General features: G+C 32.6%; 20 protein-coding genes. 9 read left to right on the forward strand and 11 right to left on the reverse strand.

The genetic code is table 11. The features are described 5' to 3' along the window. Positions 1 to 287: 287 nt before the first annotated feature. Positions 288 to 803: a PH domain-containing protein gene (locus FNW38_RS16105; RefSeq protein WP_143388818.1), complete on the reverse strand. Its 516-nt coding sequence runs from the start codon at positions 801 to 803 to the stop codon at positions 288 to 290. Positions 804 to 1005: 202 nt separating this feature from the next. After that, the gene (locus FNW38_RS16110) at positions 1006 to 1836 is read right to left on the reverse strand and encodes a 1,4-dihydroxy-2-naphthoyl-CoA synthase (protein ID WP_143388819.1); all 831 of its coding nucleotides are present in this window, start codon (positions 1834 to 1836) and stop codon (positions 1006 to 1008) included. Positions 1837 to 2085: 249 nt separating this feature from the next. Here FNW38_RS16110 and FNW38_RS17550 point away from each other — a divergent pair, with 249 nt between their 5' ends. After that, entirely contained in the window at positions 2086 to 2223 is a 138-nt protein-coding gene (locus tag FNW38_RS17550) for a hypothetical protein (RefSeq protein WP_185963159.1), read from the forward strand. Positions 2224 to 2578: 355 nt separating this feature from the next. Here FNW38_RS17550 and FNW38_RS16115 read toward each other — a convergent pair whose 3' ends face one another. Further along, a complete protein-coding gene (locus FNW38_RS16115) occupies positions 2579 to 3433 on the reverse strand; it encodes a CvfB family protein (RefSeq protein ID WP_143388820.1) in 855 nt (284 codons plus the stop codon). Between the two features lie 420 nt (positions 3434 to 3853). On the opposite strand from FNW38_RS16115, the gene FNW38_RS16120 reads away from it, so the two are divergent. The 4 genes from FNW38_RS16120 (at position 3854) to FNW38_RS16135 (ending at position 6446) form a co-directional block, all read left to right on the forward strand. After that, complete coding sequence (locus tag FNW38_RS16120; RefSeq protein ID WP_144065048.1) at positions 3854 to 4345, forward strand: hypothetical protein; 492 nt, start codon at positions 3854 to 3856, stop codon at positions 4343 to 4345. Between the two features lie 155 nt (positions 4346 to 4500). Beyond that, positions 4501 to 5664 carry an SHOCT domain-containing protein gene (locus FNW38_RS16125; RefSeq protein WP_143388822.1) on the forward strand — a complete coding sequence of 388 codons (1164 nt, stop codon included), beginning with the start codon at positions 4501 to 4503 and terminating at the stop codon, positions 5662 to 5664. 222 nt (positions 5665 to 5886) lie between these two features. Further along, the gene (locus tag FNW38_RS16130; RefSeq protein ID WP_143388823.1) at positions 5887 to 6132 is read left to right on the forward strand and encodes an AbrB/MazE/SpoVT family DNA-binding domain-containing protein; all 246 of its coding nucleotides are present in this window, start codon (positions 5887 to 5889) and stop codon (positions 6130 to 6132) included. Further along, the gene (locus tag FNW38_RS16135; protein ID WP_143388824.1) at positions 6123 to 6446 is read left to right on the forward strand and encodes a type II toxin-antitoxin system PemK/MazF family toxin; all 324 of its coding nucleotides are present in this window, start codon (positions 6123 to 6125) and stop codon (positions 6444 to 6446) included. The genes FNW38_RS16130 and FNW38_RS16135 overlap by 10 nt, the downstream gene beginning before the upstream one ends. A 234-nt stretch (positions 6447 to 6680) precedes the next feature. On the opposite strand, the gene FNW38_RS16140 is transcribed toward FNW38_RS16135, so the two are convergent. Both FNW38_RS16140 and menD read right to left on the reverse strand, forming a co-directional pair. After that, the gene (locus FNW38_RS16140; RefSeq protein ID WP_143388825.1) at positions 6681 to 7022 is read right to left on the reverse strand and encodes a DUF2853 family protein; all 342 of its coding nucleotides are present in this window, start codon (positions 7020 to 7022) and stop codon (positions 6681 to 6683) included. Between the two features lie 88 nt (positions 7023 to 7110). After that, entirely contained in the window at positions 7111 to 8772 is a 1662-nt protein-coding gene (gene menD, locus FNW38_RS16145; RefSeq protein WP_143388826.1) for a 2-succinyl-5-enolpyruvyl-6-hydroxy-3-cyclohexene-1-carboxylic-acid synthase, read from the reverse strand. A gap of 94 nt (positions 8773 to 8866) precedes the next feature. Here menD and FNW38_RS16150 point away from each other — a divergent pair, with 94 nt between their 5' ends. Then, on the forward strand, positions 8867 to 9364 hold the full coding sequence (locus tag FNW38_RS16150) for a GNAT family N-acetyltransferase (RefSeq protein WP_143388827.1): 498 nt from the start codon (positions 8867 to 8869) through the stop codon (positions 9362 to 9364). 88 nt (positions 9365 to 9452) lie between these two features. Beyond that, a complete protein-coding gene (locus tag FNW38_RS16155; RefSeq protein WP_143388828.1) occupies positions 9453 to 10403 on the forward strand; it encodes a tRNA dihydrouridine synthase in 951 nt (316 codons plus the stop codon). 78 nt (positions 10404 to 10481) lie between these two features. On the opposite strand, the gene FNW38_RS16160 is transcribed toward FNW38_RS16155, so the two are convergent. The 5 genes from FNW38_RS16160 to FNW38_RS16180 form a co-directional block, all read right to left on the reverse strand. Next, the gene (locus FNW38_RS16160) at positions 10482 to 11069 is read right to left on the reverse strand and encodes a glutathione peroxidase (protein ID WP_143388829.1); all 588 of its coding nucleotides are present in this window, start codon (positions 11067 to 11069) and stop codon (positions 10482 to 10484) included. A gap of 312 nt (positions 11070 to 11381) precedes the next feature. Next, entirely contained in the window at positions 11382 to 13589 is a 2208-nt protein-coding gene (locus FNW38_RS16165) for a TonB-dependent receptor (RefSeq protein ID WP_143388830.1), read from the reverse strand. A gap of 9 nt (positions 13590 to 13598) precedes the next feature. Beyond that, positions 13599 to 14894 carry a tetratricopeptide repeat protein gene (locus FNW38_RS16170; RefSeq protein ID WP_143388831.1) on the reverse strand — a complete coding sequence of 432 codons (1296 nt, stop codon included), beginning with the start codon at positions 14892 to 14894 and terminating at the stop codon, positions 13599 to 13601. Between the two features lie 80 nt (positions 14895 to 14974). Then, positions 14975 to 15526 carry a DUF4331 family protein gene (locus FNW38_RS16175; protein WP_143388832.1) on the reverse strand — a complete coding sequence of 184 codons (552 nt, stop codon included), beginning with the start codon at positions 15524 to 15526 and terminating at the stop codon, positions 14975 to 14977. A gap of 72 nt (positions 15527 to 15598) precedes the next feature. Then, positions 15599 to 16252, reverse strand: a complete 654-nt coding sequence (locus tag FNW38_RS16180) for a DUF4331 family protein (protein ID WP_143388833.1) — start codon at positions 16250 to 16252, stop codon at positions 15599 to 15601. A 241-nt stretch (positions 16253 to 16493) separates the two neighbouring features. On the opposite strand from FNW38_RS16180, the gene FNW38_RS16185 reads away from it, so the two are divergent. Then, positions 16494 to 17024: an RNA polymerase sigma factor gene (locus tag FNW38_RS16185; protein ID WP_143388834.1), complete on the forward strand. Its 531-nt coding sequence runs from the start codon at positions 16494 to 16496 to the stop codon at positions 17022 to 17024. Then, positions 17024 to 17809 (forward strand): anti-sigma factor, encoded by a 786-nt coding sequence (locus tag FNW38_RS16190; protein WP_143388835.1) that lies wholly within the window; start codon positions 17024 to 17026, stop codon positions 17807 to 17809. Before FNW38_RS16185 ends, FNW38_RS16190 begins: the two co-directional genes overlap by 1 nt. Positions 17810 to 17971: 162 nt before the next feature. On the opposite strand, the gene FNW38_RS17555 is transcribed toward FNW38_RS16190, so the two are convergent. Further along, on the reverse strand, positions 17972 to 18412 hold a 441-nt coding region (locus FNW38_RS17555; protein WP_185963160.1), incomplete at its 5' end, for a hypothetical protein.

Genomic DNA, 18412 nt, shown 5'->3' on the forward strand with positions numbered 1-18412 from the left:
TAAGAAAGATGGTAAATTATAAATAAATGTCAATAAAATCAGTACTTAATAAGTGCGACCAAAGTGCCTATACCTATTCAAATATTTCAAATAGGAAACGACTCCAATACTTACAAAGACAGCAAGCATTCCAAGTAAAAGATATAATTTATTAATCTCATCAAACTTAAAAATCCAAATTACAATCACAGGCCATAACGCCCTCGCGTATTGCTGAAGCGTGTAAAAAAACATCACCAAAATACCTATGACAGATTGCCTTTGCGGCTGACTAAAATCGGCACTCATTAAAGTTGTTTTTGTATTTTACCCATCAAGAGTTGTTTGATATTTTCGGCCTGTTCTTTTTCGATTCCGGGAATTTCTATATCACTGGAACTACCTCCAGCAGTAAAAATTTCAATTTTAGCCAATCCAAAGTAACGTGAAACTATTCCTTCATGCAGCGCCACGTGTTGTATTCTATTGTAAGGAATTACAATTGTATTTGTAGCAATAATTCCATATCTAAAAAGAACATCATGATCTCTAAAAGCAAAGCCTTTCTTTTTGAAACTTAAATTTGAAAAGAAAATAAAAATCAGGATAAAGAGTCCAAAAGCACTGCTAATTTCCAATCGATAAGTCACTAATTCTTCAATCTTTAATAGCGCAAATCCCAAACCAATTGTCATCAACAAAAACACTATAAACAAATTAATCAAAATCACTTTCCAGTAGGATTTTTTCAAACTTAAAAAAGGTACTTCCTCAAATTTAGGAAGCTGCGTGATATCTATAGTTTCGTTGCTGAAATTTTCCATTTAGACTGTTTATATTTTTTACCACAAAGGCTCTATTCTTTTTCTTACCACAAAGACGCTAAGACCCTAAGTTTTTTTATGCATTGTTTTATAAGCCTGAATACTGACAACGAGATTTATTCTTCTCCCGAAGCTTCGGGAGAAATGACAAATCACAACTGCGCTCTTGACAACAACTGACCACTGAACACTAAATACTAAATTATGGTAACCATTTTTTTTCAAAATTTGGTTTTCTTTTTTCAAGAAATGCATTTCTGCCTTCTTTGGCTTCTTCGGTCATATAAGCAAGGCGTGTAGCTTCACCTGCAAAAACCTGCTGTCCTACCATTCCATCATCAGTAAGATTCATAGCGAATTTTAGCATTTTGATAGCCATAGGTGATTTGCCTAATATTTCCTGTGCCCACTCATAAGCAGTATCTTCTAATTCAGCATGCGGAATTACCGCATTAACCATTCCCATATCCATTGCATCTTGAGCCGAATAATTGCGTCCAAGGAAGAAAATTTCACGTGCTTTTTTCTGTCCGACCATTTTGGCCAAATAGGCCGAACCGTATCCACCGTCAAAACTCGTTACATCAGCATCGGTTTGTTTGAAGATCGCGTGTTCTTTACTCGCCAAAGTCAAATCGCAAACTACATGTAAACTGTGTCCACCACCTACAGCCCAGCCTGGAACTACGGCAATAACAACTTTTGGCATGAATCGGATTAAACGTTGTACTTCCAAGATGTTCAAACGATGTTGTCCATCCTCACCCACATAACCTTGATGACCTCGGGCATTTTGATCGCCACCGCTACAAAAAGAATATACTCCATCTTTAGACGAAGGTCCTTCTGCAGAAAGTAAAACAACACCTATAGAAGTATCTTCTTGTGCATCGTAAAATGCATTGTACAATTCAGAAGTCGTTTTTGGTCGGAAAGCATTACGCACATCCGGTCTGTTAAAAGCTATCCTGGCAACGCCATTATATTTCTTATAGGTTATATCCTCGTATTCTTTGACAGTGATCCAATCCATTACAATTGATTTAAATTATTTCAGTGTAAAATTAAATCATTTTTTACATTTTATCTATTCTATTTTAGAGAAGCTTATGGTAATCTTTCTCTGATTAAACAATCGAAAATGTTAAAAATTCGAAATAAAATCAGATCTTAACAGTTGGAATTAAAAATAATTATTACTTTTAAATATTGCTAATCAATAGAATATAAATTGATTGAGCTGGATTCTTTAACTGATTTATTAACCTAAAAAATGACCTTTTTGATTACAATTGAAAATTTTGTCGCTCATTTTTCTACGGTATTAAATTATAAAAATAGTTCTGAAACCACGATAAATGAGCAAATGGGAAAACCATTTGTTGGAATAGTAAAAAGAAATAGTAACACCTACGGTTAAATCAAAGGATTTGCAAACTTCCATATTGTAGCAAAAGCGTAAAAATAAAAACGCAACTAATTTTTGGAAAACAATCCTTATAGAATAAAAAAAACCAAATGGCTTTAATGTTAAACTGATTCTTAAACTTTTAAGCAAGTGTTTAAAACATTTAAAGACAAACCCATTTTTACAAAGTAAACTTGAGCTTAAGTAAATATTTTAAGATAGTATAGTAATATTATCAGTAACAAAAGCGAATAAATATACTTTTGAGAATGTACGAAAATTTTGTTTTATTATTGTTTTAATTTTACTAGAAAAACAATACTAAAAAAAGAGAAAGACTAACCTTTATGATTAGTCTTTCTTTTTTTTATTCCTTAACCAAGTAAATTCCGTCTTCCTTTATTTCGATTAATTTCTCCCTGTACAAAGCACCAATGGCTTTCTTAAAGGTTTTTTTGCTCATTTTCAAAACCGTTTTAATGTCTTCCGGATGCGAATTATCCGTCAAGCGTAAGAAACCTCTACTGGCTCTTAACTCATCAAGAATTTTCTCGGCATTTGGTTCGATACTTTGATATCCTTGAACTTGCAATGCCACATCAATTTTATTGTCCGGACGTATCGTTTTAATATAGCCTCGCATGCGGTCTCCCGTACGAATAGCATCATCATACACCTCATCTTTGTACAACAAGCCTTTGTGTTTTTCATTGATGATAACGTTAATTCCTATCTCGGTAATATGAGAAACAATCAAATCAACTTCTTCGCCTTTTTCAACGGTAAGTTCCTCATTTTTTAAGAATTGATTAGTCTTACTTGATGCCACCAAACGGTTCGTTTTTTCGTCCATATAAAGATACACCAAGTAGCGTTTTCCTTTTTCCATAGGACGCGCCTGCTCTTTGAATGGAACCAAAATATCTTTTTCCATTCCCCAATCCATAAAAGCACCAATCTGATTGATATAATTCACACGCAAAAGTGCAAATTCATTCAATAAAATATAAGGTTCAAGTGTGGTCGCAATGGGACGCTCCTCGTGATCCAAATAAACGAAAACGATAAGTTCCTCACCTATTTCAAATTCGTTGGGAACGTATTTGTTAGGCAAAAGAATATCATGTATTCCTTCAGGGTCTTTTTCTGGATTTCCCAAAAACAAACCCACTTTGGTATCGCGTAAAATGGTAAGCGTATTGTATTTTCCTATTTCAATCATTTTCTTCGAATTTCTAAAGCGCAAAGGTACGAAGTTTGAAAATAGTAAATCGGCAAACCTTCCACAAAAAAACAAAGCCCAAATCCGACTGTTTTCGCATTTTTAAGGAGCATAACTTTGCGTTGTTTCATCACGAGTTGTCCCGCTGTCCGCAGTATCTTTTTATAAACGCAACCCATTCAGAGTTCAAAACTCTAAAAGGGTTATAGGCGTTTATAAAAAGGATACTTGCTTCCATCGTGGCTAGATTAGAATGCTTAGTTTTCATAATCAACAAAGTTCCGCTTTGTCAATAACTCAAAAAGACATTTGTATAATTTGTAGGAATAATTCAATATATTTGAAAAATAACAAAACTCAACACGAGTTGAGCATATACAACAAAAAAAAAAAACAGATATACAAGTTAGCAGAAAGCTTTTGAAAACAGTAACTAAAATGGGAAATAGGAAAAGAATTAAGCCAAAAAAATTAAGAAAAGGTGATGTTGTAAGAGCTATTGACGCTGGTGTAAAATGGGAACATATCTATTTCATTCTAGAAGATCAGACAGAAGGCAACCATGTTCAATGTTTTTCAGTATGTAATCTTACGGGAAGTAAAATTCCTAAAGGTGAACATGCTTTTGAACTTAGTGAATATGATTTACCAGAAGTCTGGTTCAAAACGAAGAAACCCCAAACTTGGTTACGTTGCAAAGATATTAAATGCATACGAAAACTCCAAATTATTGAAGAACTAGGTAACATAATTGAATCTCATCCCAAATTATGGAGCGACATCTGCCGAGCTTTTCATAGTTGTAGAATTTCGGAAAAATTTAAAAATGCATGCGATTGTGAATATGAAATTATTCAAAGAGAAATTAATTTAGAATTATATAAGGAAGAAGATTGCGAATGTGAAACTTAAGCCTTCTGCTCAACAACGGTTTTGAGTGGGTTTTAGTGCGTAACTAAAACTCTTTTGTATACTTGGCTTAAGTGATGAATAAACTAAAGAAACCAGAACGTTGTGTATAATTATGCTCAACAGAACGAATAGAAAACTAAAAATGTAATAACAATATGGAAAACAATATTGGAATTGGTTTAATTGTAGGTATAACAACAGCATCAGGAATTTATGTTTGGAATTCTAAAGATTTTACAAAAGAACAGAAAACATTATTACTTGTTTGCATAATTTTTCCTCCTTTACATTGGCTATTAATTTTATTAGTTTTAGGATACAATAAATATAAGTCAAAAAACACGCCTCAAAGATTAAGTGAAAAAAGATTAGATGAAAACAAAACCAAACTTAATTCTTCTATTGACAATCTTGCTGATTTAAGAGGAAAAGGAATATTAACAGAAACTGAATATAAAGAGATAGTTAAAAAAATTGAGGCTCAAAAAACCGAGCAAGAACTAATAAACTCAACGGAATACAAACAACTTAAAAGTTTACTTGATGCTAATATTTTATCAAAAAATGAGTTTGAGGATAAATTAAAAATTTTATTAGAGAAAAATTCAATTATTGCTAAAGAAAGTTTTACAAACTTTGAACAACAATCTTCGCAAATTAATCTTAATGATTTAGTTGAAGATGAAAACATATCAAATAAAAATATTGAAAGAAAAAGCAATTCCTTGATTTATATAGTCGTCGCAGTAATTTTAATAATAATTGCTAACCTAATTAATTGGGATGAAGTTTTGGGAGAGATTGAAAGTTATAAAAACAATAGCAATAAAGAAGTTATAAATGAACCTGCAATCGATAGTCCTGCTGTTGTAATTGACAATTACGAAAACTCCAATATTGTAACTAATTATCAAAAGAAATTTGTTTACATCGTAATTACGACAAAAGAGCCTAAACTAATACATCACGATGGAATATTTTTGCCTTCAAGTGAAGTTGATGGATTTAGTACAAGAACAGAGGATATTGATTATGTAGATTATGAAACATCAACATATTCTACTGAAATAAAAGAGATTTCAGATTATAATGAAGATACCAAAAATATATTATTGGACAAAACGGAATATGATGTTAAACAAAGAATGAATATGAGTTCCAATTTTCAAACTGATTTATTTATAAAATGTAAAGATGAAAATAAAAGAAGTACTTTAAAAGATAATTATTCTAAAATTATAGATAGACAAATTTATGCATTTGATACTTATACCGATGCAAGTCTAGACAAACAAGCAAATAAGAACTTAAATAATTAATTATTAAAATGAAAGATAAAAATTTAGATTTGCTGTTTAATTTAAATGAAAAAGCATACTAAAAACCCGCTCCGCAAAGTCTCCGATTTTATGAAGCGAAAAACGATCTCGCTTAATTTTTTTTTTATACATATTGCTCTTAACTGCCATTGTTAAAAAAATACTGAAAATTAGGAACCTCAAAAAAAAGTAATAACTTTGTATGTACTAAAAAAACATATCATGGACATTTCAGTCATACCAATCGGAAATTCTAAAGGAATTCGTTTATCGAAAACCTTATTAGAAAAATATAAAATCACAGACAAAGTTGAACTCATTCTTGAGAAAGGTTATATTATCTTAAAACCAAAATCAGAACCGAGAGCAGGTTGGGAAAATGCGTTTAAAAAAATGCACGAAAACGGAGATGATAAATTGCTGATAGACGATGTCTTTGAGGACGAAAATCTTGAAGAATGGATTTAAAGCAATATCAAATCGTTTTGGTCAATCTTGACCCAACCATTGGAAGTGAAATAAAAAAAACTCGACCTTCTGTAATTATTTCTCCAAACGAAATGAATACCTTTTTACAAACTATTGTTGTTGCTCCAATGACAAGTAGTTCAAAAACATATCCGACAAGAATTGAAATAAATCATGATAAGAAAAAAGGCTGGATTGTTTTGGATCAAATTAGAACCGTTGACAGACAAAGAATAACTAAAGTTTTAGGAAATCTAACCGAAAAGGAAATCCGAAAAGTTAAAGAGGTTTTAAAAGAAACTTTTGTGGATTAATTAAACAACGGCAGTTACCCCCCTCCGCAAAGTCTCCGCCTTTGAGGAAAGTAAAAAACCATCTCCAGAACGCACATAAATTAAAAACCGTTGATTAAAGCGGTCAGAGACCGAGAAATACAACCTCAAAGTTCGAAGATTTTGCAGAGCTGCAGCCTGAAAATGGAAAAACGAAAAATTATCCCATAAAAAAACGCCCAAAAAAGGGCGCTTTTCAATTTTTATATCAATTTACTAATTGTAAACACTTTCTTTCTTGAAATGAACGGTTAGTAAATAATAGATAACGGCTCTGTATTTATTTTTATTGGAGCGACCGTATATTTCCATAACGGCTTCTATCCCGGCATCTAAATGGGCTCCGTCAACCAGTTCTAATTTTTTGATTAGAAAGTTGTTTTTTACCGTATCCAATTCAGATTGTTGGGTTCCGGCAACTGTGGCTGAATCCGCATTATAAATGGATGGTCCGCAACCAATGGTCACTTTTGTCAACAAATCCATGTCTGGATTTACACCACATTTGTCTTTCAAATCGGCGGCATACTTTACAATTAATTCGTCTCTTGCACTCATAAATAAAAGTTTAATATTTGATTAATAGATTTTTACACTCTCAAATTTAAACATTTAATCATGCCTTTTAACGAACACCCAAAAATAATTAGACCAATTCTTTAAAATATTGCAGTAAAATGCTGTTATTTTCCAAAGTGGGTGTGAAAATTTCCAAAATACTTGGCTTTTCATTTTGAGCGTACAAAGCGGTCAAACTTGTTTCTAAACTCACTTCATCACTGGCAATACTATATTCAAAACCATACATTTTAGCCAAATGTTCCGCAGTAAGACCATGCGATGTTTCGAAGAAAGTATTAAAAACAGGCGTTTCTTCATGACCCGGTAAAATTCTGAAAATTCCACCACCTCCGTTATTTATCAAAATTATTTTGAAATTTTTTGGGATGTAATTATTCCACAAAGCATTGCTGTCATATAAAAACCCAATATCACCGGTTATGAAAATCGTTTGTTTTTTATTGGCCACAGCCGCACCAATAGCGGTAGATGTACTTCCGTCAATTCCACTGGTGCCACGATTGCAATAGACTTCAATTGAAGGATCGATGTCTATTAATTGTGCATAACGAATCGCTGAACTATTACTGATTTGTAATTGACTATTCTTTGGTAAACTTTGAATTACTTTTTCAAAAACTTTAAAATCTGAAAATTGAATTTTTGCCAAATAGATTTCATGTTTTTGCTTTCGCAAAAGTTTCACAGCTTCTAATTTCTCAAAATAATCGCTTTTTACCACTTCCGTTAAAGGTAAAAATGCTTCGAAAAAAGTATTCGGATTCACTTCAAAATGTTTAGTCAATGCACTGAAAGTATCATACGCCCTTAAAGTGTCAATATGCCAATGGTGTTTTGGCTTGTATTTCCTCAAAAAAGCCTTGATTCGTTTAGAAACTATCATTCCACCAAAAGTCACCAATATTTCCGGTCGAAAATCCTCAAACTCCTCATTGGTAAAAGGGGTAATTATGGTGTCAATATTGTTTATAAATGAAGGATGATACACGTTGGACGTAGTTTCTGTCATAACAACAACCGATTCATCTTGAGCTAATACAGCGATTGTTTTTTCATTAATCAAATTTGGTTCATTTACACCAACTAAAATCATTTTTTTAGTTGAATTGTTCCAAATAGTCGCAAACTCCGAAATATTTTCTATGGTGCTCCATGTATTCAAATTTGCAAAACCATTAACCATGACATCAACTGAAAGTTCTGAAACGGTTTCGTATAAAGGCTCTTCAAATGGTGCATTGATATGAACTGGTCCTTTTTTATGCAAGGCCAAATCTATCGCTTCATTAATTTTGAAATCATTTGCTTTTGAAACAACTTCATTTAAATTGGCATTGTATAAAGAATGGTTTATAAAGACATTTTCCTGTCGGATGGTTTGTCCGTCACCAATGTCTATTTTGCTTTGTGGTCTGTCCGCAGAGATTACGATTAAAGGAATCTGACTGTAAAATGCTTCCGCAAAAGCAGGATAATAATTCAGTAATGCTGAACCCGATGTACAAACCAAAGCTACTGGCTGTTTTGTTTGCTGCGCAATTCCAAGTGCAAAAAAAGCAGCAGCACGTTCGTCAGCAATGCTATAACATTCAAAGGCGGGATTGCTCACAAAACCAATCGTTAACGGAGCATTTCGTGAACCCGGGGAAATTATTATGGTGGTGATTCCTTTGGCCAAACAAATCTGAATGATGCTTTGCGCTAAAGGTATTTTGGGGTAAATCATTATTTTAGTTTCAAAGGAACAAAGATACAAAGTTGCAAAGGTTTTTCTCTAATCTTAAATAGTTTTCTTAAATTTGAAGGAAAATAGATTTGATATGGAAATCAAGATAAGACCAGCTGTTTTTGCCGATATCGATACAATATTGGAAATAGTGAATCATCAAATACTTCACAGTACCTCTAATTATGATTATGAACCACACGATTTTGAAACCCAAAAATTATGGTTTGAAGACAAATTGAAAAAAAAATTACCGGTAATTGTGGCGGAATTTGAAAACGGGGCAATTGGATTCGCTAGTTATGGTCCATTTAGACAAAAAATAGGCTATCAATTCACAGTAGAACATTCTGTTTATGTTGCCCAAGAATTTATAGGAAAAGGTATTGGAAAACTGCTATTGGCTGAACTCATCCGATTGGCAAAAGAGCAAGGATACCATGTTATGATTGGCGCTATTGATGCTGATAATTCAGGAAGCATTGCTTTTCATGAAAAGTTTGGTTTCAAAGTGGTGGGTACTATTCGTGAAGTAGGCTACAAATTTGATCATTGGCTTGATTTGGTTTTTATGCAATTGATTCTAAAATAAATAAGTGATTTTCATATACAAAAACATAATTGCTCCAAGAAAAGCATAACTGTGTAAAGAATAGTACATTTGCACAACTAAAAATTTCATGAACTACACCTTACTCTCATCACCCTTACAGGGATTTACCGACTTTCGTTTTAGAAATGCCTTAAACAAATATTTTGGAGGGATTGATACCTATTATTCCCCTTATATCCGTTTAAACGGAAAATTGGTCATTAAACCGTCTTACGAAAGGGACCTACTGCCTGAAAACAATGTTGGTTTAGAGGTAATTCCACAAGTTATAACAAACGATGCGGATGAGTTTTTATTTGTAGCCAAATATGTTAGAGAATTGGGCTATAAAGAATTAAACTGGAATTTAGGATGTCCGTATCCAATGGTCACGAAATCCGGTATGGGTTCCGGTCTTATCAGTAATCCTGAAAAAATTAACAATATACTTGATCGAGCACATTCTGAATCTGACATTATTGTGTCTATGAAAATGCGTTTAGGTTATGAAAATAGTGAAGAAATTCTTGATGTTTTGCCCATCTTAGATAGGTATCCTATTAAGAATATCGCCATTCATGCTCGCATTGGCAAACAACTTTATAAAGGTGGCGTACATCTGGATGCGTTTCAACAATGTATCGACAACACCATTCACAAGCTATATTACAATGGTGATATTACTTCGGTGGCTAAATTTCATGAAATGCAGCAACGTTTTCCCACCATAGACCACTGGATGATTGGCAGAGGATTAATTTCTGATCCTTTTTTACCAAGTATGATAAAAAGCAATACTATGGAATACCCTGCAAACAAAATGGAATTATTCAGTGCATTTCACGACACCTTATACGGAATATATAGTGAATCGCTATCTGGCTCTACACATATTTTATTAAAGATGTATCATTTATGGGAATACTTTTCTGCTACATTTTCAAATCCACATAAAGTATTAAAACAAATAAAAAAAGCGCAGAGTATTAGAAATTACGAAGCGGCTGTTGCAGCAATTTTCAAAAATGAAAAAATTTAATTTTTAACTGTTTCTAAAATAAAAAAAGCGATTTTCAGTTTCCCGAAAATCGCTTTTTCATTATGCTTTTATAACTAACTATGCTTTAATCCAATTTACGATTGAAGCATCTGTAGGTAACGTTTTTGGCGAAATAACTTTTTCAAGTTCTCCTTTTTCATTTATAAGGTATTTTTGAAAATTCCATTCTACTTCTGAATCTTGTAATCCGTTTTTAGATTTTTGGGTTAAAAACTGATATACTTCAGACATATCGTCCCCTTTTACTGAAACTTTGTCCATCATAGGAAACGTTACGCCATAATTCAATTGGCAAAAAGTTGCAATCTCCTCATTAGTTCCTGGTTCTTGTGAAGCAAAATTATTAGCTGGAAAACCTACAATCACAAATCCTTTGTCTTTGTATTCTTTATATAGCGCTTCCAAATCCTTGTATTGTGGCGTCAATCCACATTTTGAAGCCGTATTCACAATCATGATTTTTTTACCTTTCAAGGAAGCAAAATCAAAAGTATTTCCTGATAAATCGGCTACTTTAAATTGATAAATGGTTTCTTTAGACATGTTTTTTGAAATTATATTTGAATTCGATTTCGATATTTGTGCCTGATTTTGACAACTAAAAAGTAATATCGCACAACTGGCCAGAAATAATAGGTTTTTCATAATTATATTTTTTATAAAAATAAAACAATTAATTGTTGCTTAAAAATTTATTTTGGTTAAACACAAGTTAAAAAAGAAGCCTAACGTCAAATAAAAACGAAAGGCTTCCAAACAAAACAAACTAATCTTCATTTTAAAAAACCATATACTTGTCCGCAATGTTACCTAGCAACAAAAAATAGCACACAGATTAAACAGATTAAACGGATTAGCACAGATTTTTTTAATTATTTTTTATTTAAAATTGGTGATAATTCGTGTAATTCGTGGCAAATTTTTTTTTTAGGTGTTATTACAGGCAAGCATAAAAAACTAAAAGGTATACGTAATTTTACCTTTCATAAAAAATGGGGTTCCTGGTGTAAAATGAATTTCTGCTACACTTGTTGACTCATTTTGTAATCTTGATTCGGTGGCAAATTGGGTTTCATTCCATTTGGTATTGAATAAATTCTCAATCGCTACACCGAAAGAAATATTTTTGATTTTATAATTGATGTTAAAATCAGAAACAAAATACCCTTTGGCAACAATCGAATTATCCTCGTTCGCAGGACGGCTTTTTAAATAGCGATAGTGAATTCCACCGGAAAAACCATTTAAATTCTGGAAACTTAACCCTCCGGTAGAAGTGAAGTCAGGCGCTAGCGGAATGTAATCTTGTCCTTTTGGTTCATCGATACTTCTGGCATCGGTATAATTAGCATCGGTATCAAAATACAACCAATCATTCAGTTGATAACGCAATCCTAAATCAAATCCCATACGTTTTGATTTTCCGCTTGGCTCAATAATTCCGGCATCACCTACGTAAACAAATTCTTGCTCTAAGTATAAATACCACAAAGCTGAATTCACAATTAGCTTTGGAAATGGCTTCCAAATGATACCAACATCAGTTCCTATGGCTTTGGGTAAAATTTGTTTTCCACTATTTTGAACCACAACCCGAGTATCATTAGAATGAAAACCTATTCCTGATTTAATAAAAAATTGCAAGTTGTTGTTTTGCGAATAGATAAAATTCAGTTTTGGTGAAATTTTGATCTTATTTTCCGTTTTATAATCAGCGGTCAATTTATCTTGGTAATTAAATTTGAAATAATCCAATCGCACTGCGGGATTAATCATTAATTTTCCAAAACTGAATTCTGAATTTACGTACGAAAAAAAATTAGACTCATCAATATCTCCTAATTTTATATTTTCTAAAACCGTTCTTCTGTTTAAAGTATGGGAAAGCTCCGTATCTGTTGTTGCATCGGCCCGAAAACCTATCCCATATTGCAACAATACATTGACATCATTTAGCTTCGTTTTCTTATTCAATTCTGCATTCATACCATAAATACTTCTATTCTCTTTCTGTCTAATTTGATCGCCATTGATAGGATCTTCAAGGAAAAAAGTAAAGTTAGAATACAATTCGAAATCATATTTTGAATAAAAAGCATTGGCTTTTATGAATGTATTTTCATCAATTGGTTTGCTCAAAGAAGCATTTATATTCGTTCTTGAAGTACTCCCTCCTTCCGTATCATCCACTGAGCCAAATCTCGAAATGGTTCCGTTATCAACCAATCGTTGTGGTATTTGACCAGAAGCATCCCATCTACTAGAAAAACGAGAGACAGAAACGGAAAATTTACTGTTATCATCTAAAATAGCCGAATATTTACCCAACAAATTGATTCGGTTAAAATTTTGAGGAGAATCAAAAGGACCGTCTGTCAAAATATATTCGGTAGCAATGTAGGCACTTTGCTTTTTTTGGCTTCCCAAAAGATTAAATAATCCTACCGTTCTTACCGTATTGAATTGTCCCACTTCGAGTCCAATACTGCTTTTTTCTAATTTGTCTTTAGTTTGGAAAGCAACGTATCCTGCCGTGGCAAAATCCCCTTTGTTAGCATAATACGTTCCTTTTCCAAAATCTATTTTTTCTACCGTTTCCGGAATCACAAAATGTAAATCGGCATAGCCTTGACCGTGCGCATGAGACACCATATTTACTGGCATTCCATCTACTGAAATTGCAATATCAGTACCATGATCAATATCAAAACCTCTCAAAAATAGTTGCTCTGCTTTGCCACCACCTGCATGTTGCCCGATGAATAAACCAGGTACTTTTCGTAAAATTTCTTGTGACGAATTTACGGGTGTCGTTAGCAAATCTATTTTCGAAATTACATTCATCGCCGAAAGTTTCGGTTGAATAACAATCTCATTCAGTCTAAAAACAGCATCTTCTAAAGTAATTCTAATTTCAGAACCACTAACTGTGTAATTTATTTTTTTAAACCCCAAAGCATTTACTTTCAAAACATTTCCTGCAACTGTTTTATCAATACTAAACATTCCAAATTCGTTGGTATGTGCATGACTTTCAGAACTTATATTATTGATGTATGCATTTTCTAGCGGATTCCCATCGCTATCAACTACTATTCCTTTTTGAATCTGAGCATAAGTAGTCCAACCCGAAAGAGTTATCAGGATTATAAAAAAATTCTTCATTTGGATATTTTATAATTGATTTACCTTTTTTTCCAAATTTGGTCCTAATTCATATACACTAGAAAGTAATTCTTTCTTGATAGATCCCACTTTATCAGCTTCTTCATTAGATTTATAAATCATTGCCAAGTGGTATTGTACTTTCGGTTCAAATGATTGTCCAACGACATATTTTTGTGCAATTTCCAATGCCTTTTTATTTTCACCCAAATTCAAATACGACCATGCCAATAAATCATAGGAATCAGCTGTGGGCCTGTGATCCACTTCAATCTTAGCAATTTCTAATGCTTTTTGAGCGGTTTGTTTGTCATCAGCATATATCAAAGCATTGTATTTGTTGTACATCGCGCCATAATTATTATTTTCCATCATAGAAAAATAAGCGTTTCTATTTTTTATTTCCTCGCTTTTATTTCCTTCAAATTGGGCTATTTGAGATTTCAATAAATAAAAATCCGGTGTATTATGAGTTGCAGCAATAGCATCAATAATTCGAGTCGCCTCAGTTGTGTTTCTTTCTTTCGAAAAAACAATCCAGGCAATTCCTTTTAAAGCGTAAGAATAATTAGGATCTATTACTAATGTTTTCAAGAAACTGTCATACGAATCCTGAATTCTACCGGCATGACCATAAAAATCCCCCAGATTAGAATAGGACCACACTTTTAGTGCTTTATTATCATATTTTTCAGCAATATCTCTGGCTTTTTCCATAAAAGTTATAGCCGTTTTCAAATCGCCTTTGTGATCATTCCACTTTGCCAAACGAATCAAATAATCAAAATCATTCATGTCTCTAATAGCATTCAGATTTTTAACAGCTTCAGGATAATTTCCGAGTTCCATTTGAACGTCGAACAATAATTTTATGGTTTCTTTTCTGCCCTCGCCTATCGCTAATGCTTTATTTGCTAATGCTAATGCTTCTTTAAAACGATGTTGAGAGATATAATTTCTTGCTAAAGATCGAACCGTTGAAACTCTTGAATAATCATACGCTTCATTCGACTTGGTTAATAATTCTTCCGTTTTATATAAGTTTTTGACATCTCCAGTGTATTCGAAAATTGTACTGTAATTTGATGCTAATTGACTTAAATAGCTAATTTGGTTTGGAGCTGCATCGAATTTTTTCTGCCAAAAATCAATTTCATTTCGTGCAAACGTCAGTGATTTATTGCCTTTAATATTCAAATACTTAGTATAGTCTTCTTTATTGGTAATTTGTTCTGATTTAGTCTCGCAACCGAATATAAATAGGATTGTAAAAACCAAAAATGGGATTATTTTTAAAGTTTTCATACTCTAATTGTTTTGCTTGTTTGTTTGTTTTGAAAAAAACAGAGCGAAGATTATTACATACGCTCTGTTTTTTATAAATATTACCAGGCTGAAGCCAAATATGGGAAAGTTGTTCCGAAAGTTTTGTCGTTTGCATCAACGTTATCTGAGGTAAGACCTGGATTTGAACCTCCTGTTGGTCCTCCAAAAATTAATAATAATTCAACATCAATTACATCATCAGCCAAAGCTCTTCCTGTTAAAACATTAGTCCCATCAAAGAAAGTTGTTTTTGCTGTTTTCGATACATTCAATACATCCGTAGCCAAAAGACCTGTAAACTGAGCTGCAGTTTGACCTAAAGCATTAGTAGTAAAAGCTGGATTCAAAGCCAATAATCTAGATTGAAAAATAGATTGGTATTTAATTCCCATTGCCGAAGGAATTGCGGCATTAAAATCATCTTTAGGTTGACCCGAAGCGATAAATACTGTATTAATAGCTGGTCTGGCCATTTGATCTTGCTGAACAAAAGTTCCAGAAAAATCTAGACTTACATCACCACCATTAGAATCGTCATTATCACAATTTACTGAAACAACTGCAGCTACTAGTGCGATTGTTATAATTTTGAATTTATTTGTTTTACTCATGATGTTTATATTTAGTTATTTGGGAAATCGTGAATCTTCGATTTCGTAATTTAAAATTTAAAAATAAAATAGTTATTGTTTTTTCTTTGTTTCAGCCCAAACATTTAATGTGCTTGAAGTTCCTAACATTGCTTTTGGAACTTCTACCACTAATGAAAGTACATTAGTTCCTGCAAATGTGTCTACACCAGGATTATTAAACCCTGAAGCAGTTCCACCAAGAATTGCTTTAAATTGACCTAAATCAAAAAAGAACGGATCGTCTCTTGGCCCTGCAAAAAATTTCATTCCGTTTTTCTCAGCAGTTAAAGCACTTGAACCATAAGATGAAATTGTTACACTTCCTGAAGCAGCTGCAGTTTTAATAGTACTTGATGTTCCAGTTGTACCTGGAGCAACTGGTCCAAAGAAATACATTTTGTCATCTTTCTTAATTGCTTGGATAACTAAATCTTCAACATTGTCACCAGTGTTGTCAATATTAATCTCAACCATCACATTTTCGTCAAATTTTGCAACAGCAGTTGCATTTGGACTTAACAATCCTTGCGTGTTTACAGCAAATACTAAATTGTTAATGTCTTGTCCTTGAAAAGTGTACACATCAGTAATATCTACAGCACTCCCAGATGCTGTTGCCGGGGCATCAATGTGATCCGCAGCTACTAAAATTAAGCCCGAAACCGCCATTAGCGACAGACCTAAAATCATTTTTGTTTTTTTCATTTTGTTATAATTTAAAAGGTTATAGAAGCATTTACGGGATTGCATTCGGTTTGGTTTTAAAAATCATAAAAAAAATAAAATAAAAATTAATTTATTTTATAAATAATTGATATACAGTAAATTAAATACTTAAATAAAATACAACTATTCTTAAATTAAATTTATTTTAAAGCAGCTATTCATAAAATTTGCCAATTGTGAATAAGAATGTATAAGTTTGTAATAGCAAAATAAAAAGTATATGACCCAAGATGAATTGTTAGTATTAATTTATAAGAAAGATGAAAAGGCATTTACACATCTATATGATATGTATTCTAAAAGCTTATTTGCAGTAATCAATGTTCTTGTAAAAAACAGAGAAGAAGCGGAAGATGTGCTTCAGGATGTATTTGTCAAAATCTGGAAAAATATTGATTCCTATCATGAAAGCAAAGGACGTTTCTATACTTGGATTCTAAATATTGCCAGAAATACATCTATCGATAAACTGCGTTCCAAAAATTTTAATAACAGTCAAAAAAACCTTTCTTCAGATAATTTCGTACATCTATTTGACGACAGTAACAAACTGGTCAATAAAATTGATACCATTGGGATTCAAGAGTTTGTAAAAAAACTAAAACCCAAGTGTATTCAAATAATAGATTTACTGTTTTTTAAAGGGTATACCCAACAAGAAGCTTCCGATGAATTGGAAATTCCTTTGGGAACCGTTAAAACTCACAATCGAAACTGTATTAATGATTTAAGAAATTATTTGAACGTATAATGGAAGCAAAAGAATATATAGAATCAGGTATTTTAGAACTCTACGTTTATGGTTTACTAAGTGAAACCGAAAATGAGGAAGTGAACGCCATGGCAAAAAATAATCCAGAAATAAACGATGAAATTATTGCTATAGAAAAGGCAATTGTAGCTTTATCTTCCAGTTTTTCACCGTTTCATTCTGTGGCGAATTACGAAAAAATCAAGTCCAAACTAGAGCTTAAACATGCTAAAGTAATCGAATTGGAGCCTACAAGAAATTGGTCGCAATACATTGGTTGGGCAGCAGCAATTCTATTGTTAGCAGGCATTGGTTACCAATACAATCAGTTGGAGCAAACCAATACTCAGGTAGTAAACGCCGAAGTAGTGAAAGCAAAAATGGAAAAAGATTTGAATGCTTTAGAATTAAAAAACAAAGCAAGCGAAACTAATTTAGCAGTTGTAAGAGATGCAAATAATACCGTTGTAGCACTTGGTGGACAAGCGGTTGCACCACAATCTTCAGCAAAAGTATATTGGAACAAAGAAACCAAAGTGGTTTACGTAGATGCCACAGGATTACCAGAACCTCCGGAAGGAATGGTATATCAGGTTTGGTCCTTAAAATTGAATCCGTTGACTCCTACAAGTATTGGATTATTAGACAATTTCAAGCTTAATGATCAAAAAATGTTTGCTGTAGATAATGCAACTGATGCCGAAGCTTTTGGTATCACACTAGAACCTAAAGGCGGAAGTTTAACTCCTACAATGGAACAATTATATACGCTGGGAAAAGTGTAAAAATCACTTATTCTTAATACTAATAAAAAAAGGTTCAACTTTACAGTTGAACCTTTTTTTATTCAGAACTAACGAAATAAATTGTATAGAATAAATATAATGAGATTACACTTAATTTTAAAAAAACACATTTTTTGAAGACTAAATCCTATTAAATCTATTTTAGTAAAAATAATCAAATTGAATCCTATCATTTAATAATAATGTAAAACCTAGAATCAAAGTATCTAATGTGACTGTATTCCCACTGAGAGTATAAGCTGAATTCCTAACCCTTAATCCGTTAATAAACATTTTTACTTTACTTTTAGCAGACGGAATTTGGGATAAGACAAAAGTAGATTGTAATAAATTAGAATAAAGCTCATCAGCTACATCTTTTACACTATTATCAACATAATCTTTAACCGATTTTACACTTGGGTATTTCGTATCTGATGCGCCATCGGTGGTTACGTTTGTACTTTTATTTGCTAAAGCTTCTTTGGTCGCTTCTGCAGTCGTAGCACGGGATACTTCTGAAGCCAAAGCAGTTGAACTCGATGTAGCCGAGGCGTCAACATAATCTTTAACCGATTTTACACTTGGGTATTTCGCATCTGA

The sequence above is a fragment of the Flavobacterium gawalongense genome, assembly GCF_007097265.1.
GTDB lineage: Bacteria > Bacteroidota > Bacteroidia > Flavobacteriales > Flavobacteriaceae > Flavobacterium > Flavobacterium gawalongense.